This window comes from Maribacter sp. 1_MG-2023 (genome assembly GCF_030547005.1).
Classification (GTDB): Bacteria; Bacteroidota; Bacteroidia; order Flavobacteriales; family Flavobacteriaceae; genus Maribacter.
Window position 1 is genome coordinate 93,393 of the sequence record NZ_JAUOPN010000014.1, and the last position, 17,184, is coordinate 110,576.

At 33.2% G+C, this 17,184-nt stretch carries 20 protein-coding genes; 9 read left to right on the forward strand and 11 right to left on the reverse strand.

The annotated features are described in order from the left end of the window. Window positions 1–94: 94 nt before the first annotated feature. Genes Q4500_RS14975 through Q4500_RS15010 form a run of 8 tightly spaced genes read right to left on the reverse strand, consistent with a single transcriptional unit; the run spans window position 95 to window position 6,751 of the window. The gene (locus Q4500_RS14975; protein ID WP_303600423.1) at window positions 95–325 is read right to left on the reverse strand and encodes a hypothetical protein; all 231 of its coding nucleotides are present in this window, start codon (window positions 323–325) and stop codon (window positions 95–97) included. Window position 326: 1 nt separating this feature from the next. Continuing rightward, entirely contained in the window at window positions 327–1,091 is a 765-nt protein-coding gene (trpA, locus tag Q4500_RS14980) for a tryptophan synthase subunit alpha (protein WP_303600424.1), read from the reverse strand. Between the two features lie 6 nt (window positions 1,092–1,097). Next, a complete protein-coding gene (gene trpB, locus Q4500_RS14985) occupies window positions 1,098–2,282 on the reverse strand; it encodes a tryptophan synthase subunit beta (protein ID WP_303600425.1) in 1,185 nt (394 codons plus the stop codon). Further along, on the reverse strand, window positions 2,279–2,905 hold the full coding sequence (locus Q4500_RS14990) for a phosphoribosylanthranilate isomerase (RefSeq protein WP_303600426.1): 627 nt from the start codon (window positions 2,903–2,905) through the stop codon (window positions 2,279–2,281). Before Q4500_RS14990 ends, trpB begins: the two co-directional genes overlap by 4 nt. Next, window positions 2,905–3,690, reverse strand: a complete 786-nt coding sequence (trpC, locus tag Q4500_RS14995; RefSeq protein ID WP_303600427.1) for an indole-3-glycerol phosphate synthase TrpC — start codon at window positions 3,688–3,690, stop codon at window positions 2,905–2,907. Before trpC ends, Q4500_RS14990 begins: the two co-directional genes overlap by 1 nt. Before the next feature lie 51 nt (window positions 3,691–3,741). Then, window positions 3,742–4,737 (reverse strand): anthranilate phosphoribosyltransferase, encoded by a 996-nt coding sequence (trpD, locus tag Q4500_RS15000; RefSeq protein WP_303600428.1) that lies wholly within the window; start codon window positions 4,735–4,737, stop codon window positions 3,742–3,744. A 45-nt stretch (window positions 4,738–4,782) separates the two neighbouring features. Continuing rightward, window positions 4,783–5,352 (reverse strand): aminodeoxychorismate/anthranilate synthase component II, encoded by a 570-nt coding sequence (locus Q4500_RS15005; RefSeq protein WP_303600429.1) that lies wholly within the window; start codon window positions 5,350–5,352, stop codon window positions 4,783–4,785. Window position 5,353: 1 nt separating this feature from the next. After that, window positions 5,354–6,751 (reverse strand): anthranilate synthase component I family protein, encoded by a 1,398-nt coding sequence (locus Q4500_RS15010; RefSeq protein WP_036155971.1) that lies wholly within the window; start codon window positions 6,749–6,751, stop codon window positions 5,354–5,356. A gap of 232 nt (window positions 6,752–6,983) precedes the next feature. Between Q4500_RS15010 and Q4500_RS15015 the strand changes: the two genes are divergently transcribed. After that, entirely contained in the window at window positions 6,984–8,243 is a 1,260-nt protein-coding gene (locus Q4500_RS15015) for a hypothetical protein (RefSeq protein ID WP_303600430.1), read from the forward strand. Between the two features lie 67 nt (window positions 8,244–8,310). On the opposite strand, the gene Q4500_RS15020 is transcribed toward Q4500_RS15015, so the two are convergent. Genes Q4500_RS15020 through Q4500_RS15030 form a run of 3 tightly spaced genes read right to left on the reverse strand, consistent with a single transcriptional unit; the run spans window position 8,311 to window position 10,014 of the window. Next, window positions 8,311–8,892: a YceI family protein gene (locus Q4500_RS15020; RefSeq protein ID WP_303600431.1), complete on the reverse strand. Its 582-nt coding sequence runs from the start codon at window positions 8,890–8,892 to the stop codon at window positions 8,311–8,313. A gap of 31 nt (window positions 8,893–8,923) precedes the next feature. Continuing rightward, window positions 8,924–9,556: an NAD(P)H-dependent oxidoreductase gene (locus Q4500_RS15025; RefSeq protein ID WP_303600432.1), complete on the reverse strand. Its 633-nt coding sequence runs from the start codon at window positions 9,554–9,556 to the stop codon at window positions 8,924–8,926. A gap of 11 nt (window positions 9,557–9,567) precedes the next feature. Beyond that, window positions 9,568–10,014: a MarR family winged helix-turn-helix transcriptional regulator gene (locus tag Q4500_RS15030; protein ID WP_303600433.1), complete on the reverse strand. Its 447-nt coding sequence runs from the start codon at window positions 10,012–10,014 to the stop codon at window positions 9,568–9,570. Window positions 10,015–10,154: 140 nt separating this feature from the next. Here Q4500_RS15030 and Q4500_RS15035 point away from each other — a divergent pair, with 140 nt between their 5' ends. The 8 genes from Q4500_RS15035 (at window position 10,155) to rpsU (ending at window position 17,179) form a co-directional block, all read left to right on the forward strand. Beyond that, window positions 10,155–10,463: a rhodanese-like domain-containing protein gene (locus Q4500_RS15035; protein ID WP_303600434.1), complete on the forward strand. Its 309-nt coding sequence runs from the start codon at window positions 10,155–10,157 to the stop codon at window positions 10,461–10,463. Between the two features lie 57 nt (window positions 10,464–10,520). After that, the gene (locus Q4500_RS15040; RefSeq protein WP_303600435.1) at window positions 10,521–11,798 is read left to right on the forward strand and encodes a DUF2851 family protein; all 1,278 of its coding nucleotides are present in this window, start codon (window positions 10,521–10,523) and stop codon (window positions 11,796–11,798) included. An 11-nt stretch (window positions 11,799–11,809) separates the two neighbouring features. Further along, complete coding sequence (locus tag Q4500_RS15045) at window positions 11,810–12,037, forward strand: PspC domain-containing protein (protein ID WP_299801145.1); 228 nt, start codon at window positions 11,810–11,812, stop codon at window positions 12,035–12,037. Between the two features lie 3 nt (window positions 12,038–12,040). Continuing rightward, window positions 12,041–13,048 carry a TrkA family potassium uptake protein gene (locus Q4500_RS15050; protein ID WP_303600436.1) on the forward strand — a complete coding sequence of 336 codons (1,008 nt, stop codon included), beginning with the start codon at window positions 12,041–12,043 and terminating at the stop codon, window positions 13,046–13,048. An 89-nt stretch (window positions 13,049–13,137) separates the two neighbouring features. Beyond that, complete coding sequence (locus Q4500_RS15055; protein ID WP_303600437.1) at window positions 13,138–14,826, forward strand: alanine/glycine:cation symporter family protein; 1,689 nt, start codon at window positions 13,138–13,140, stop codon at window positions 14,824–14,826. An 8-nt stretch (window positions 14,827–14,834) separates the two neighbouring features. Further along, entirely contained in the window at window positions 14,835–15,704 is an 870-nt protein-coding gene (locus tag Q4500_RS15060) for a helix-hairpin-helix domain-containing protein (protein ID WP_303600438.1), read from the forward strand. Window positions 15,705–15,714: 10 nt separating this feature from the next. Continuing rightward, window positions 15,715–16,884 (forward strand): acyl-CoA dehydrogenase family protein, encoded by a 1,170-nt coding sequence (locus Q4500_RS15065; RefSeq protein WP_303600439.1) that lies wholly within the window; start codon window positions 15,715–15,717, stop codon window positions 16,882–16,884. 100 nt (window positions 16,885–16,984) lie between these two features. Continuing rightward, a complete protein-coding gene (gene rpsU, locus Q4500_RS15070; protein ID WP_027067859.1) occupies window positions 16,985–17,179 on the forward strand; it encodes a 30S ribosomal protein S21 in 195 nt (64 codons plus the stop codon). Window positions 17,180–17,184 lie beyond the last annotated feature (5 nt).

The window sequence follows — 17,184 nt, forward strand, 5'->3', positions numbered from 1 at the left end:
CCCGTTTTGGGCAACCTTTTTATTATTTTAAATACTGAGAATTAGCCCATAATTCTATAAGTTGCTAGAAGTCAATAGAATTGCAATAAGTAATTTATTTACGGGCTCGTGAGTTGATTGTTTTTATAATAATAACACGGATTAAAAGTATAAACGGAAATCCATGTAATACAACATCAAACCAATCCATAAAAACCATGCCTTTAGCGCCACCAAAAATCCATTTTAATTTGCCTACAATATGTGGCTCAGGAAAAAAGGGTGCTAAACCTAAGGTAAGGCATATTAGAATAATTAGTTTCCAATTGTTTATGAACTCTTTCAAATTATCGTATTAGTTTGGTGAACTCAGCAGTTTTATCAGTTCCATTAGCAGTCAAATGTTTAATAAAAGCAGAACCTATAATAGCACCTTTGGCTGTTTTAGTTGCCTGCTTAAAAGTTTCTTCGTCCTTAATACCAAAACCAACTATTTGTGGATTCTTTAAATTCATGGAAGCTATACGCTCAAAATAACTTTCTTGCTCTTGACCAAAGCCCGATTTTGAACCTGTAACACTAGCAGAGCTGACCATATAGATAAACCCGTTAGAAGCATCGTCAATTTGTTGTATACGCACATCACTTGTTTGTGGCGTAATTAGAAAAATATTTATAAGTCCGTATTTTTTAAAAGTTGCCTCATAATCCTCTTTGTACACATCTAAAGGTAAATCTGGCATAATCAATCCGTCAATACCAATTTCTTGACATTTTTTACAGAATGCTTCAACACCGTATTGTAACATTGGGTTAAAGTATCCCATTATAATTAAAGGGATAGAGACCGTTTTGCGAATATCTTTTAATTGGTTGAAAATTATTTCGGTAGTCATTCCGTTTTTCAAGGCGGCCGTTGAGCTCTCTTGAATAGTAGGTCCGTCTGCAAGAGGATCACTAAATGGTAATCCTATTTCGATCATATCTACACCGTTCTTTTCCAAATCTTGAATGATTTGAACGGTATCATTCAATGCAGGATAGCCAGCCGTAAAATATATAGAAAGAAGCTTTTTGTCTTCTTGTAATTTTGTTGTAATTCTATTGCTCATAATAGGTTATGCTAGCTTAAAATAATCAATATATGTATTCAAATCTTTATCGCCTCGACCAGAAAGGCTGATGACGACAACATCATCTTTCTTGAATTTTTTATGTTCAAAAATAGCAAACGCATGTCCTGTTTCAATAGCAGGAATAATACCTTCTAATTGCGATAATTCTAACCCTGCAGCCATAGCCTCGTCATCTGTTGCCGAGTAAAATTCAGCACGACCAGATTTGAACAAATGCGAATGCATAGGACCTACGCCAGGATAATCTAATCCCGCAGAAATAGAATAGGGTTCTGTAATTTGACCATCTGTTGTTTGCATCAACATGGTTTTGCAACCATGAATAACACCTACTTTACCAAGAGCAGATGTTGCAGCACTTTCGCCAGAATTTACTCCTTTACCAGCAGCTTCAACGGCAATAATTCCAACTTCAGGTTGATCTAAGAAGTGGTAATAAGTGCCAGCAGCATTACTGCCACCACCAATACATGCTACTACGTAATCAGGATTTTCTCGCCCTTCATGTTCTTTCAGTTGCCATTTTATCTCTTCAGATATTATAGATTGAAAACGTGTAACCATATCTGGGTAAGGATGTGGACCAATGGCAGAACCAATAATGTAATGGGTGTCTACAGGGTTGTTAATCCAATCTCTAATAGCCTCGTTTGTGGCATCTTTTAATGTTCTACTGCCAGATTTTGCCGGTCTTACTTTTGCGCCAAGCATTTTCATACGAGCAACATTAGGAGCTTGACGGGCAATATCAATTTCACCCATGTAAACGATACATTCCATACCCATTAAAGCACAAACGGTAGCGGTAGCAACACCATGTTGACCAGCACCAGTTTCGGCGATAATTCTAGTTTTACCCAATTTTTGGGCCATAAGAATTTGACCGATAGTATTATTAATCTTGTGGGCACCAGTATGGTTTAAGTCTTCTCTTTTTAAATAAATTTTACAACCGTGCTTTTCAGAAAGACGTTTAGCAAAATATAGGGGAGAAGGTCTACCAACATAGTCTTTTAAAAGCTGATTAAATTCTTTCTGAAAAGAATCTTCATACATCAATTTTAAATAATTTTGTCGTAGTTCCTCAACGTTCGGGTACAGCATTTCAGGTATAAAGGCACCGCCAAATTCACCGTAGTATCCTTTTTCGTCAGCATTATAATTCATAGCGCTTCTTTAAACTTTTGTAATTCTTCAATATTTTTCAATCCTGGTTCTATTTCGAAAGAGCTATTGACATCAATGGCATAGCAATATTTAGATTCAGGTGTTTTCATAAATTCATTAATCTTATCCAGATTATTTAGACCAATACCTCCGCTTAAAAAGAAAGGTTTGGTAGAAGGGTAATTTTTAAGAACAGACCAATTAAAGGTATATCCATTACCACCAGGTAATTTTCCTTTAGTATCAAAAAGGTAGTAGTCACACACATTTTCATACGGCGTCAAAACATCAAAGTCGAATTCCTCTTTAATGGAGAATACTTTTATAATGTCGACTTTATGATTCAATTTCTTTAATTCAGCTGCAATTTTAGTACAATAATCTGGAGTTTCATGCCCGTGCAATTGCAGTCCTTGTAATTGATATTTCTGAACTGTATTAATGATATAATCTATCTCTGCATCAACAAAAACGCCCACTTTATTAATCGTATGCGGAAGTTCGGGGATCTCACCTTCAAAAAATCTAGAAGAGGGTTCCCAGAAAATAAAGCCCAAATAGTCTGGTCGCAATTGCGCAACTTCAGTCGTATTCAGTTTCATTCCACAAATTTTCAGTTTCATTAGTTTTTCAAGTTTTTGATGAATTGAATGGCACTTTTACCAGGGTTATCTGTCTTCATAAAATTTTCTCCAATTAAAAAACCTTCATAACCATAAGGTTTTAATTCTTTGATGGCATCAATAGAACTAATTCCGCTTTCAGAGACTTTTACAAAATCATCTGGTATCAATTTTGATAAAGATTTACTAGTATCTAAACTTACCTCGAAAGTCTTTAGATTTCTATTGTTTACACCTAGCATATCTAGACTGGGCATAATAGATTTATGAAGTTCTTCTTCATTATGTACCTCTAATAAAACATCTAAACCTAAGCTTTTAGCCAGTTCAGAATAGGTCTTAATTTCTTGCTTTGTTAGAATTGCTGCGATAAGTAAAATAACATCTGCACCATATGCTTTGGCTTCGATTATTTGATATTCGCTAATGATAAATTCTTTACGTAGTAATGGAAGATTAACCGATGCGCGTGCTAAAATTAAATCTTCGATAGCACCACCAAAATATTTAATATCTGTAAGTACGCTCATTCCGCAAACTCCGGCATTCTCATAACTTTTGGCAACTTGACCAACATTAGCATTTTGATTAATACTTTCTTTGGACGGAGACCTACGTTTAAATTCAGCAATAATACCTGTATCACTATTTTTAAGTGCTTGAGCTAAAGAGTTAGTTTTTCGATTAAAAAGTACAGATGCTTCATGTTGAGACACCGGAATGATCAATTTTTTCAATTCAACCTCTTTGCGTTTATCGGCTACTATTTTATCTAGAATGTTCATGCAATATATGTTCTTTATTACCTCGTCATTTCAATGTATGAAGTAATCTGCTTAATTTCTGCTTAGTTCTTGTATTTTCTTCAAAGCTGCTAGTCCGTGTCCACCTAAAAGCGATTCTTTAGCTTTTTCAAAACCTTCTAAAGGTGTTAGGTTATTTACTGTAGCTATTGCAATACCGGCATTAGCACACACAACATTATTTTGCGGCTCTGTACCTCTGCCTTGTAAAACATTCAAGAAAATCTGAGCAGAAGTATCAATAGAATCTCCGCCTACAATATCACTTTGCTTAATTTTTTTTACACCGAAATCAGATGGTTTTAGCATGCTTTCTGTATGGTTAGAAATGGTTTTAGTACTTCCCGTTAAAGAAATTTCATCATACCCATCTAAAGCATGCAGAACGGTGAAATTCTTATCGGTTTTCTGATATAAATATCCGTACATACGGGCAAGTTCTAGGTTGAAAACACCTACCATTTGATTTTTAGGAAAAGCAGGATTCACCATTGGGCCGAGCATATTGAAGAACGTTTTTACGCCTAAATCTTTACGAATAGGAGCCACATTTTTCATGGCAGGGTGAAATAGGGGAGCGTGTAAAACACAAATACCAGCTTCATCTATACATTTTTCTAGGAAGCCAGCGTCGTTACTGAATTTTATCCCTAGAAATTCCATCACATTACTACTACCACATTTAGAAGATACTCCGTAATTACCATGCTTAGTAACTTTTACTCCTGCGCCTGCTGTAACAAAAGAGGCAAGAGTAGAAATATTAAAAGTATCTTTTCCATCACCACCAGTACCGCAAAGATCAATAGGGTTATAGGCAGATAAATCTACTGCCAAACATAAATCTAACAATGCATCTCTAAATCCTTCAAGTTCTTCAATAGTAATACTACGCATCATATATACTGTTAAAAAAGCAGCAATCTGACTTGTGTTGTAATCACCTTTCGCAATATTTACCAAAATGCGTTTCGCATCTTCTTTAGAAAGTATTTCGTGATTTATAAGTTTATTAAGTGTCTCTTTCATTCTCTTAGTTGTATTAAGTAAAATCTAATGCTTATTATATGGTAATTAAGCATAAGCCTTCAACCAATTTTCTAACATCTTTTTTCCTTCTGGAGTAAGCACGGATTCTGGATGAAATTGTACGGCACGTACATCATAAGTTTTATGACGAAGCGACATAATTTGTCCGTTTTCATCAACCGAAGTTGTTTCTAAAACTTCTGGTAAATCAGGATTTACCACCCAAGAATGGTATCTGCCAACTTCAATTTCATTTGGAAGTCCTTCAAAAATAATATCATCTTTTGTGATTTTTATTTTAGTTGCAATACCGTGATACACTTCATCCAAATTTATTAGGGAACCTCCAAATACTTCGGCGATTGCCTGTTGCCCCAAACAAACTCCAAAAATGCTTTTAGTAGGAGCGTATTTCTTAATGATTTGTTTTAGTAAACCTGCTTCATCAGGAATACCTGGGCCTGGAGAAAGTACAATTTTATCAAAAGCATCAACCTCTTCTAGGGTAAGTTGGTCATTACGTTTTACAATAACCTCGCAACCTAATTCTTCTAAATAATGCACTAGGTTATAAGTGAAACTATCGTAATTATCTATAACTAATATTTTCTTCATCTTAAATGTCTTCAGCTATTTCTAATGCCTTGGTCAAAGCGCCTAGTTTGTTATATGTTTCTTGTAGTTCGCTTTCTGGGTTTGATGCAGCGACCAATCCGGCACCAGCCTGATAATGTAGTTTATGATTTTTACTTAAAAAAGTTCTTATCATAATCGCATGGTTGAAATTGCCATAAAAATCCATAAAACCTATAGCGCCACCATAATACCCACGACTGGTTTTTTCATATTTTTCTATAAGTTGCATGGCCATGTGTTTTGGAGCGCCACTTAATGTGCCGGCAGGAAACGTGTCAGCTACCACTTTCATGGTAGGAATGTCACTTTTCTTCATTCCTGTAACCTTAGAAACTAAGTGTATCACATGAGAGAAAAACTGTACTTCTCTATAGTTTTCTACCTTCACAACACTACCGTTTCTACTAAGGTCGTTACGGGCAAGATCTACTAACATGACATGCTCACTGTTTTCTTTATCGTCGGTCTTTAGTTCTTTGGCAAGTTGCGCATCTTGTTCATCGTTTCCGGTTCTTTTAAAAGTACCTGCAATGGGGTGAATTTCAGCTTTACCCTCGCTAACGATCAGTTGTGCTTCTGGTGAACTGCCAAATATTTTAAAATCACCATAATCAAAATAGAACAAATATGGCGACGGATTTACAGAACGTAAAGCTCTATACACATTAAACTCATCACCTTTAAAACCTTGAGAAAAACGACGGCTTAAAACTAGCTGAAATACATCGCCACGTTGACAATGCTTTTTTGCTAAATCTACATGCTCTCTATATTCTGCATCTTCTAGATTGGATTCTCTTTTGCCTTCTATTTTAAAATTATACGTGGCAAAATTTCTAATACTTAAAAGCTGTTCCAATTCTGGAATGTTATTCTCTGTGTTATAACAATGCGCAAAAAGATAAGCTTCGTTCTTATAATGGTTTATAGCAATGATATTTTGATACACGGCATAGTAAATATCTGGAATATGAACAGAGTCATCTTTAACCGATATATCTACATCTTCAAAATACCGAACGGCGTCGTAAGCCATATAACCAAACAAGCCGTTATTAATGAATTTATAGTCGTTGTTATCTGCTTTAAAGGTTTTGCTAAAGGTGTCAATGATCTCAACAACGTTGGTTTCAGGAGTAATTTGTATTTCTTCTGTAGTCCCGTCAGGAAATTGTTTTACAATAACCTCATTCTCCACTTTAATTGAAGCGATAGGGTTACAACATATATAGGAGAAACTGTTGTTGTTAGCGTGGTAGTCGCTACTTTCTAATAAAATACTATTAGGAAAACGGTCTCTTATTTTTAGATAAACGCTTACCGGCGTCATGGTGTCGGCAAGAATTTTTTTGTGATATGTCTTAAATTGATAGGTCATAGGTACTTTTATAAAATAAAGAAGGCTTGTCGTGATGACAAGCCTTTATATAGTTTTACTACAATGATGCTTTGCTCACGATGTTTTTCGTAAGTTGTTCCACCACCAAGTATTTGCGATTAAATTTTTCATTAAGCATCAAATATAAAGAGGAAATTTAAACTATCAAATTAATTATAAAATTATTTAAAACTAAAAGTTTAGTTCTATTTTTATAATAAATCTTTAAATAATGAAAATTAAATTTTTCCTACAAAAGTTAACAATTGTATATTTTGTTTTGTACACGATTCCGTTTCCATTTAATTATTTACCTTTTAAAATAGGTGATTATTTTTCTGAAATTGTAATGAGTATCTGGGGACAGTTGGTGCCATTTGTTGCTAGGGAATTATTAAAATATGATGGGTCTGTTGTTTATCGGGATAATGGCAGTGGGGATTCAGTGTTTTTCTATTTTTTAATACCCACAATAATGTTGGTGGCATTGGCTACAACTATCATCTGGATTAGTATAATAGACAAACGATTAGAGTTGAAGTCTAGCATTAAAAATCACTTTAATGTGTATTTGCGATACTACATGGCTTTTACAATGTTTATATATGGCTTTTCGAAAGTTTTTTATTTACAATTTAATCAATTAACCTTATTTCAATTAACCCAAAGTTTTGGTGATTCTTCGCCTATGGGCTTGCTATGGAAGTTTATGGGTTATTCAGAAATATTCTCAATCTTGACGGGAATAACAGAAGTTTTTGCAGGTTTGCTTCTTTTATTTAGAAAAACAAAAGTAATTGGTGCATTAATTTGTTTTGTAATAATGGTTCAGGTATTTATGATGAATATTTCCTTTGATGTGCCAGTGAAGATTTATTCGTTTCATTTAATAATTATCTCTTTATTAATTTTTTTGCCGGAATATAAAAGGCTGTTTAATTTGATTAATAATTATGAAGATAAAAATCCATTAATTTTCAATAAGTCATTTAAAATATTTAATGAAACGTCATTAAGATATGGAATAAAATATTTTATGATACTTATGGTACTATCAGTAATTATTACAGAAAATTTTTCAAGGCAAAAAAAGTACGGTAAAAGAGCAGCTACAAATGAACTTTACGGTATTTATGATGTAAATCTTTTTATAGTTGAAAATGATACTATTCCGCCATCAAGACTGAATTTTGATAGGTGGGATAGGTTAATTATTGATAAAAATGTTGCTTTAGTTGAAAAAATGAATAGAGAAAAAATACATCTTCAAATGGAAATAGATTCGGTGAATTCAACGGTCCATTTTCAGTCTTATATGGATAAAGACGATATAAGTGAGCTCAAATTTAAAATTGAAGGCAACTATTTAATACTTGACGGTAAGATTCGTGATTCCAATGTATTGACAAAAATGATTAGGAAGGAGAGAGCCGATTTCTTTTTAGAAAAAAGAGGTTTTCATTGGATTAACGAATATCCAATGAATAGATAAAATAAAAATCCCTTTGAAATTTATCAAAGGGATTTTAAATTGTTGTAATTCGATTGTATTAAAACGATTATAGTACTAAGTCTACTACTAAATCAAAATCATCGTAGATTGCTTTATCTCCTAGATTATCAAAAAAGCTTCCAGAACCATATTTAATATCAAATTTTGTTCTGTCTACTTTAAGTGTTGCAGTAGCTTTATTTTCAAACATAGAAACCACTAGGGTTATAGGTTTTGTAATACCTTTAATAGTTAAGTCTCCTGTTACGGTATATGAGTTATCGTTCATAGCTTTAACTGATGTAAAAACCAATTTAGAGGTTGGGTTGCTTTCAACACCAAAAAAATCTGCAGACTGTAAATGACCTTCTAATTTTTCTTTTCCTTGTCCTGCTTCTAAGTCACTAACGCTAATTGAAGTCATATCAACGACAAATTCACCGCCAGTTAATTTTTTTCCGTTCATTTCTAAATGACCAGATTTTAGGTTGATGCTACCATTGTGTTCTCCAGTAACTTTGTAACCTTTCCAGGTAACAGTGCTTTCGCTAACTTTTATTTGTTTTTTCTCTCCATCAATTGGGGTAGATGCTGTTGCGCTAAATCCAAAAACGGCTACGAATGCTAAACTTAATAATGACTTCTTCATGTTCTTTAATTTTAAAATGATTGTGTTTAATTTATATATGGGTAATAATTTGTTCTTTAGAATATCTAACCTTAGGGTAGTGCTGTGTTGTGTCGTCAGCAGATCTATAGCCAACTGCCAAAACTACGGCAGCATTTAAATCTTTGTCGGTAAGACCTAAAATTTCATTGTATTGCGCTTTGTCAAAACCTTCCATTGGGCAGGTATCGATTTCCATTTCGGCGGCTATGGTCATTAAATTACCTAATACGATATAGGCTTGGTTAGATGTCCAGGTGTTCTTGTGAGCATCAGGTAAATCTAATAATGTAGATTTCATAGTTTGAGAAAAACCTTCAAGGTCATCTTTTGAAACTCCGCGTATAGCCATAATATTAGCTATGTAGTCGTCGATCATAGTTTCGTTAAATGTTGGCTTATTGGCAAGGACTATTAAATAAGATGCATCTGTTATTTGAGGCTGGTCATAAGAAGCTTTTCTTAAATTTTTTCGTACATCTGTATCTTCAATAACATAAATTTCATATGGTTGTAAACCATAAGAAGAGGCAGTTAATCTAGCAGCTTCTAAAAGAGTTTCTAAATCCTCTTTGCTTATCTTTTTTGAGCTATCGAATTTTTTGGTGGCATAACGCCAATTCAATTTATCTACTATTGGGTTCATTTATTTTTAACTTAAAATTTATTTAATAATTCATTTAGTTCATGTAATTCTGTATCGCTAAAGTTTTTAAGTATTTTCTTCTCAGCTTCAAAAAGTATTCCATCAATTTTATTTAGAAAATTTAAGCCAGCTTCAGTGATGATAATTTCAACCTTTCTTCTGTTTTTTAAACAGATTGTTCTGTTGACGAAATTTTTTAAAATTAGTTTATCGACTAATCGTGTAGTATTGCTCATTTTGGTAACCATTCTATCATTTATAGTAGAAAGATTGGCAGGTTTACCATTTTGACCCCTTAAAATTCTCAAAACATTAAACTGTTGTATAGAAATATCAAAAGGTTTAAGAACCGCAGATACTTCCTCATCTAGCTTGTTTGCAACTAATGCTACATGTATTAATGTCCGTTTTGCCAACGGCATTTTTTTATTTGTTTTAATAATCTCTTCTACATTCATGTTGATACAATAATTGTATATACAAATGTATATCTATTTTTTGTTATTTTAACCTATGAGTTGATTAAATATTTGTTAAAAACATATAAGAGAATCAAATAAATAAAAATCGATTATTTTTACAGTATATAATTTATAATATGGCAGATTTATCACAACAAGATTGGGAAGCGCAGTTAGAGAAAGATTCTAATGCAGTAATTCTCGATGTAAGAACAGAAGAAGAAATAGAAGAAGGTATAATTCCAAATTCTATAAATATTGATATTTACAAAGGTCAAGAGTTTGTAGCAGAGCTAGAGAAATTAGACAAAGCAAAAAACTATTATGTGTATTGTAGATCTGGTGCCAGAAGTGGTCAAGCATGTGCAATAATGAATAGTTTAGGTTTTGATAAGGCATTTAATCTTCGAGGAGGTTTTATGAATTGGGAAGGAGAAACCGCATAATTTTATTTCTTTCAAAAAAAATGACCCGCTTAACGGCGGGTTTTTTATTTTTATAAAATGAAGGAAGACTTACTTCATTTTATATGGAAGTACAAAAAGTATCCCATTAACCAACTCGTATCTACATCTGGTGAGGAGGTACATGTGGTTTCAACAGGTATGCATAATCATTTAAGCGGACCTGATTTTTTTAATGCTCAAATAGAGTTAAATGGGCAATTGTGGGCAGGTAATGTAGAGATTCATATAAAATCATCAGATTGGTATGCGCATCATCACCAAGATGATACTAATTATGACAATGTAATTTTGCATGTTGTTTGGGAAGATGATATCGCAGTGTACAGAAAAGACGGAAGTGAAATTCCTACTTTATCTTTAAAAGAATATATACCGTTAGTGATGCTAAATAACTATCAAAACCTTTTTGATAGTAAGAATTATAAATTCATTAATTGTGAAAATGAATTTAAAGAGGTTGATGAATTTATAAAGAACAATTGGTTGGATCGTTTGTTTGTAGAACGGTTAGAGCAGAAGTCTATCTTTATTAAAGAGCTATTAGATTTTACGAATAATGACTGGGAGCAAGTATTATTTTTAATGCTTTTAAAAACTTTTGGGTCCAAAATAAATAGAGAAGTATTTATTGAAATAGGTAAATCAATTGATTTTTCAATAATCAGAAAATTAAATGATAAACCACTTCAAATGGAAAGCTTGTTTTTAGGGCAAGCAAATTTACTTAGTACTACTATTGAAGGCGATACGTATTATAATGAGTTGATAAAGGAATATCAATTTTTAAAACATAAGTTTAATTTAAGTCCCGTATTCAAGTCTCCAGAGTTTTTTAGGTTGAGACCACCAAATTTCCCTACCATTAGATTAGCTCAATTAAGTGCTATTTACTCTAATAATAATAATTTATTTCATGCATTAATCGAAAATGATGAGCCCAGTTTTTCTGATATCTTCAAATCGGGAACAAGTGAGTATTGGGAAACCCATTTTAATTTTGCTAAAATTTCAAAAAAGAGCAAAAAGGGAATTTCAAATTCCTTTTTAAATCTGTTAATGATAAATACTATAATTCCGTTGAAGTTTGCTTACAGCCGGTATAAAGGCGGTTTAGAGAACGAGAAGTTTCTAAAGATGATGTCAGAAATTAAAAAAGAAGAAAACAGTATTATAGCTAACTTTGGTAAATTGGGAACATCTATTAAAAGTGCAAAAGATTCTCAAACATATCTACAGCTTTATACAAATTATTGCGCAAAAGACAAATGTTTAGATTGTGCTGTAGGAGCTTCTTTAATGAATATAAAAGTCTAATTTTATACCCCATGAACATATTCTATAAATTACTGCACTATTTTCAAAAGCGAGGGTATGAGGTTTGTGGTAGAATAGCCGAACGTTTAGGTATACGTGCAAGAGTAGTAAGAACATCGTTCATTTATCTCACTTTTGTAACTGTAGGCTTCGGGTTTGCACTTTATTTATTTTTGGCTTTCTGGCTTAGAATAAAAGATTTGATTTATACGAAACGAAATTCTGTTTTTGATTTGTAATATATGATGCAATTATTTCGATCTAAAATTTATTTGGCATTGGCGTTAATGCTAATGGTTTTGACTTTTGGTGTGCTCGGGTATAGAATTGTTGCCGACTATTCTTGGGTCGATGCTTTTTATATGACCATAATTACAGTAACCACCGTAGGTTTTTCAGAGGTTAGGCCAATGGGACCTGAAGGTAAGATATTTACAATAATTCTTATTGTTACAAGTGTATTTATAGTTGGTTTCGCTATATCAATCGTTACCGAATACCTACTCTCAAGAAATTCAGTAGAACTGCTAAAAAAGAAAAAAATGAAGAATGCCATCGCAAATTTAAATCAGCATGTAATCGTCTGTGGCTTTGGTCGAAATGGTATGCAGGCAGCAGAGCGGCTAAAAGCATATAAAAGACCATTTGTAGTTATAGAAAAAGATAAGGAGGTAATAGAGCGATATGAAGAAGATGTTTTATTTATCGAAGGTGATGCAAATGATGATGATGTGTTATTGGAAGCCGGTATTGAGAGGTCTAAGTATTTAATTGCCACCTTGCCAGATGATGCTGCAAATTTATTTGTTGTTTTGTCAGCCAGACAAATGAAAAAAAATCTTTTTATCATTAGTAGAGCATCATTAGTCAATTCTCAAAAGAAATTAATTTTGGCAGGTGCAAATAAAGTTATTATGCCAGATAAAATTGGAGGTGATCATATGGCATCTTTGGTAGTTATGCCAGACCTTATCACATTTATGGATAAGCTTTCTATGGAAGGCGAACATACGACTAATTTAGAAGAAGTGGCTATTGAAGATTTTGCAAATCAGATAGATTGTAATTCGTTGAGAGATCTAGATTTACGAAGAAAAACTGGGTGTACTATTATAGGTTACATTTCCCCTGATGGTGACTATACGATAAACCCAGAAGCAGATATGAAATTACAACCAAAAAGTAAGGTTATAGTATTGGGCAGACCTGAGCAAATAAAGAAATTGAACGAAATGTTCAATATTGAATAATGATCTTTCTATCGTTTATATTTGATTGCATCCATTATTTTTAGGATATTGCTAGACTAACTAACTAATTCAAAATAAATTTTAAACTTATGAAGTATAAACTTCTAACCCTGTTTACCTTTTTATTTCCCTTTTTAATTTTTTCTCAAGAAGTAGGATTAGATCAACAAATAGATCAAGCCTTCAAGCCTATTTCAGATTTCTTCTCGGCAATTATTTTCTTCAATGTTTGGCACGATCCAGATATACCATTTGTATTAGTATTATTGGTAGGTAGTGCTTTGTTTTTTACTATATATTTTGGTTTTCCTAACATTAGATTTTTCGGTAAGGCCATTAATACTGTTCGTGGTAAATATGAAGATATTGAAAAGCATGGAGCCCAGAATCTTTATGGGGAAGATGGTATAGCTCAAGGTCAAGATTTATCAAATGTTGATATTGAAGACCATCTTGTAAGTATGGAAAATGATCTTGCCGTTAGCGGTGATATCATTGATACGATTAGAGATGAAAGTACTGATGGTGAGGTAAGTCATTTTCAAGCCTTGGCAACTGCAGTTTCAGGTACTGTAGGTAATGGTAACATCGCAGGTGTTGCATTAGCAATTGCACTTGGTGGTCCAGGAGCTACTTTTTGGATGATAGTTTGCGGTCTTCTTGGTATGTCAACAAAATTTGTTGAATGTACGCTAGGTGTTCAGTATAGAGATGTAGGTGAAGATGGTACTGTTTATGGCGGTCCTATGTATTATATAAGTAAAGGTTTAAAAGAAAAAGGTTTTAAAAACTTGGGTAAGGTAGCGGCAGTTATTTTTGCAATTTTTTGTATTGGAGGATCTTTTGGAGGTGGTAACGCAGCTCAATCTAATCAAGCGACAATTGTTATCAAAGAACTTTTTAACTGGCAAAGTACTGCAGCAGGTGCAATAGTAGGTCTTGTGTTAGCTATTCTTGTTGGTGTAATTATAATTGGAGGTATAAAACGTATTGCTCAAGTAACTGAAAAAGTAGTTCCATTTATGGCTATAATGTATGTTGTTGCTTGTTTATATATTATTTTAAGTAACTATACATTAGTGGATGACGCTATAGCTTTAATTGTAGATGAAGCATTTAAGCCAACTGCAATAGGTGTTGGTAGTCTTATAGGTGTATTGTTGGTAGGTTTTAAAAGAGCTGCTTTCTCAAATGAAGCCGGTGCAGGTTCTGCTTCAATTGCGCATTCTGCTGTTAGAACAAAATATTCTGCTTCTGAAGGTTTAGTTGCTTTATTAGAGCCGTTTATTGATACGGTTGTTATTTGCTCAATGACGGCAATAGTAATTATTATATTTAATTTTGGAGGAGCTTTCACTTATGGTGGTGATGGTAGTGGTTCAGTTTTAATTGATGGTGTTCCTTATGAAGGTGCAGGTATTACTGCTGTAGCTTTTGCTGAATACATTCCTTACTCAAATGTATTTTTAACAATTGCTGTGGTATTATTTGCAGTATCTACGATGATATCTTGGTCTTACTATGGCTTGCAATCTTGGAAATATTTATTTGGTAGAGGTAAAACAGCTGATATGGTTTATAAATTATTATTCTTAACGTTTATTGTTATTGGAGCAGCAGCAAGTATGAAATCTATTTGGGATTTCTCAGATGCTATGATATTTGCAATGGTATTCCCTAATATGGTAGGTCTATTCTTTTTATTCCCAGTGGTGAAAAAGCAATTGACTAGATACTTAGACGCTATCAAGCTAAAATATGATGCTATAGATAATTAAGTTTTAATATGACTTCATTTAAATCCCACTTTAAGTTCAATAAACAAGAACGAAGTGGGATTTTCTTTTTATTATTTTTTATAATTAGTGTGCAGTTGGGCTATTATCTGTTTCAATCTAATACAGAGAATCAATCTTCAACATTGAAGCATGATACGGTTGTGCAGGCTGAAATAGATACCTTAAAAGCTTTAATTCTAAAAAAGGATACAGTTCATGTGTATCCATTTAACCCAAATTTCATAACCGATTTTAAGGGCTATACGCTTGGTATGTCGGTTGAGGAAATAGATAGATTACATGATTTTAGAAGGAAAGATAAATTTGTTAATTCTGTAATAGAATTTCAAAACATCACAAAAGTTTCCGATTCATTACTTAATATAATCTCTCCATATTTTAAGTTTCCAGAGTGGACTCAAAACAGAAAGAGTAAAACTTCCAACGCATCAACCTCTAGTTATAAGGCTAAGAAAGCTATTTGGAAAGATTTGAATACAGCCACGGCAGAAGATTTAAAAAAGATTAGTGGAATAGGGGAGAAGTTATCAGCTAGAATAATAAAATTTAGAGACCGTTTGGGTGGCTTTTTAATCGACGACCAATTGTTTGATGTTTATGGTCTTGAGGCAGATGTTGTTGAAAGAGCTTTAAAACAGTTTAAGGTGATAACGAAACCGGATATTATAAAAATAAATGTAAATACCGCAACGGCAGAAGAATTGTCTAAATTGATATATCTGCAAAAACACGTCGCTGAGAGTATAGTAAATTATCGTAATCTCAACGGAAGTATCAATTCTTTGAACGATTTAGTAAAAGTTGAAGAATTTCCGGCAGAGCGTATTAATAGAATTGCTTTATATTTGTCATTATAAAAAAAACGCTATGCAGAGTATGTACTTCACAGAAGAACATCAATTATTTAGGAACAGCCTAAAAGATTTTTTACAGAAAGAAGTGGTTCCCCATATAGATAAATGGGAAGAAACAGGAACAATAGAAAGGTTCATTTGGAAGAAATTCGGTGATATGGGCTATTTCGGTCTTTTAACTCCTGAAGAAGATGGTGGTCTTGGTCTTGATCTTTTTTATACTATTATTTTTTTAGAAGAATTACAAAAGATAAATTCTGGCGGATTCGCAGCTGCAATGTGGGCTCATGCATACTTGGCAATGACACATTTAAATAAAGAAGCGGATTCATTTTTAAAGGAAAAGTACTTGCGACCAAGTGTTGATGGCGATAAAATTGGTTGTCTTTGTATATCTGAACCTTTTGGCGGTAGCGATGTTGCTGCGATGAGAACCACTGCTGTAAAGCAAGGTGATCATTATGTGTTAAATGGTTCAAAAACATTTATTACCAATGGTGTGTATGCCGATTATATGATTGTGGCGGCAAAAACAAATCCAGAGTTAGGTAATAAGGGTATCAGTATTTTCGCAGTAGATAGAAATAGTGAAGGCGTGACTGCAAATAAATTGAATAAATTAGGTTGGAGAGCATCAGATACTGCCGAGTTGGCATTTGATAATGTAAAAATTCCTGCAGAGAACCTTATGGGTGATGAAAACATGGGTTTTTCATATATAATGGAGCATTTCTCATTAGAACGATTGATAATGGGTGTTAATGCTCATGCAAGGTCAGAGCATGTTTTAGACTATGCTTTAAATTATATGTCAGAAAGAGAGGCTTTTGGTAAGTCTATCAATCAATTTCAGGCATTAAGACATAGAGTCGTGGATCTTCACGCAGATATAGATATGTGTAAAGAGTATAACTACTCTGTAGCTTATCGCTTAGATAAGGGGCAGTATGTAGTTAAAGAAGCTACAATCTCTAAATTAAAATCAACAAAGGTTGCAGACGAGGTTGCTTACGAATGTTTACAGTTTTTAGGTGGTTACGGTTATATTGAAGATTACCCTATGGCACGTAACTTTAGAGATAGTAGATTAGGACCTATTGGTGGTGGAACATCAGAAATATTGAGAGAAATTATTTCTAAAATTATTATCGATAAGAAAGAATATAAGCCAGCTACAGTATAGTTAGCTTAATTAAAATTTTAAAAATCAGTTTAAAGGTTGCCTGTTTCAATATAGTTGTTATATTTGCAGCCTTAATCACAAAAGAGAGGAGGTTTAGCCCATGTTAATAATACCAGTAAAAGAAGGAGAAAACATCGATAGAGCTTTAAAGCGTTTCAAACGTAAGTTCGATAAGACAGGTACAATGAGACAGTTACGTAAGCGTCAACAGTTTAATAAGCCGTCAGTTGTTCGTAGAGCACAGATACAAAAAGCAGAGTACATTCAAGGTCTTAGAGATCAAGAAGAAATCTAAATTTT

What these genes read in the sequence shown, in the direction of transcription:
- trpA (WP_303600424.1), bottom strand. Translation starts at nt 1,091, where the DNA reads ATGAGCAATAGAATTACAACAAAATTACAAGAAGACAAAAAGCTTCTT.
- trpB (WP_303600425.1), bottom strand. Translation starts at nt 2,282, where the DNA reads ATGAATTATAATGCTGACGAAAAAGGATACTACGGTGAATTTGGCGGT.
- Q4500_RS14990 (WP_303600426.1), bottom strand. Translation starts at nt 2,905, where the DNA reads ATGAAACTGAAAATTTGTGGAATGAAACTGAATACGACTGAAGTTGCG.
- trpC (WP_303600427.1), bottom strand. Translation starts at nt 3,690, where the DNA reads ATGAACATTCTAGATAAAATAGTAGCCGATAAACGCAAAGAGGTTGAA.
- trpD (WP_303600428.1), bottom strand. Translation starts at nt 4,737, where the DNA reads ATGAAAGAGACACTTAATAAACTTATAAATCACGAAATACTTTCTAAA.
- Q4500_RS15005 (WP_303600429.1), bottom strand. Translation starts at nt 5,352, where the DNA reads ATGAAGAAAATATTAGTTATAGATAATTACGATAGTTTCACTTATAAC.
- Q4500_RS15010 (WP_036155971.1), bottom strand. Translation starts at nt 6,751, where the DNA reads ATGACCTATCAATTTAAGACATATCACAAAAAAATTCTTGCCGACACC.
- Q4500_RS15015 (WP_303600430.1), top strand. Translation starts at nt 6,984, where the DNA reads ATGAAAATTAAATTTTTCCTACAAAAGTTAACAATTGTATATTTTGTT.
- Q4500_RS15020 (WP_303600431.1), bottom strand. Translation starts at nt 8,892, where the DNA reads ATGAAGAAGTCATTATTAAGTTTAGCATTCGTAGCCGTTTTTGGATTT.
- Q4500_RS15025 (WP_303600432.1), bottom strand. Translation starts at nt 9,556, where the DNA reads ATGAACCCAATAGTAGATAAATTGAATTGGCGTTATGCCACCAAAAAA.
- Q4500_RS15030 (WP_303600433.1), bottom strand. Translation starts at nt 10,014, where the DNA reads ATGAATGTAGAAGAGATTATTAAAACAAATAAAAAAATGCCGTTGGCA.
- Q4500_RS15035 (WP_303600434.1), top strand. Translation starts at nt 10,155, where the DNA reads ATGGCAGATTTATCACAACAAGATTGGGAAGCGCAGTTAGAGAAAGAT.
- Q4500_RS15040 (WP_303600435.1), top strand. Translation starts at nt 10,521, where the DNA reads ATGAAGGAAGACTTACTTCATTTTATATGGAAGTACAAAAAGTATCCC.
- Q4500_RS15045 (WP_299801145.1), top strand. Translation starts at nt 11,810, where the DNA reads ATGAACATATTCTATAAATTACTGCACTATTTTCAAAAGCGAGGGTAT.
- Q4500_RS15050 (WP_303600436.1), top strand. Translation starts at nt 12,041, where the DNA reads ATGATGCAATTATTTCGATCTAAAATTTATTTGGCATTGGCGTTAATG.
- Q4500_RS15055 (WP_303600437.1), top strand. Translation starts at nt 13,138, where the DNA reads ATGAAGTATAAACTTCTAACCCTGTTTACCTTTTTATTTCCCTTTTTA.
- Q4500_RS15060 (WP_303600438.1), top strand. Translation starts at nt 14,835, where the DNA reads ATGACTTCATTTAAATCCCACTTTAAGTTCAATAAACAAGAACGAAGT.
- Q4500_RS15065 (WP_303600439.1), top strand. Translation starts at nt 15,715, where the DNA reads ATGCAGAGTATGTACTTCACAGAAGAACATCAATTATTTAGGAACAGC.
- rpsU (WP_027067859.1), top strand. Translation starts at nt 16,985, where the DNA reads ATGTTAATAATACCAGTAAAAGAAGGAGAAAACATCGATAGAGCTTTA.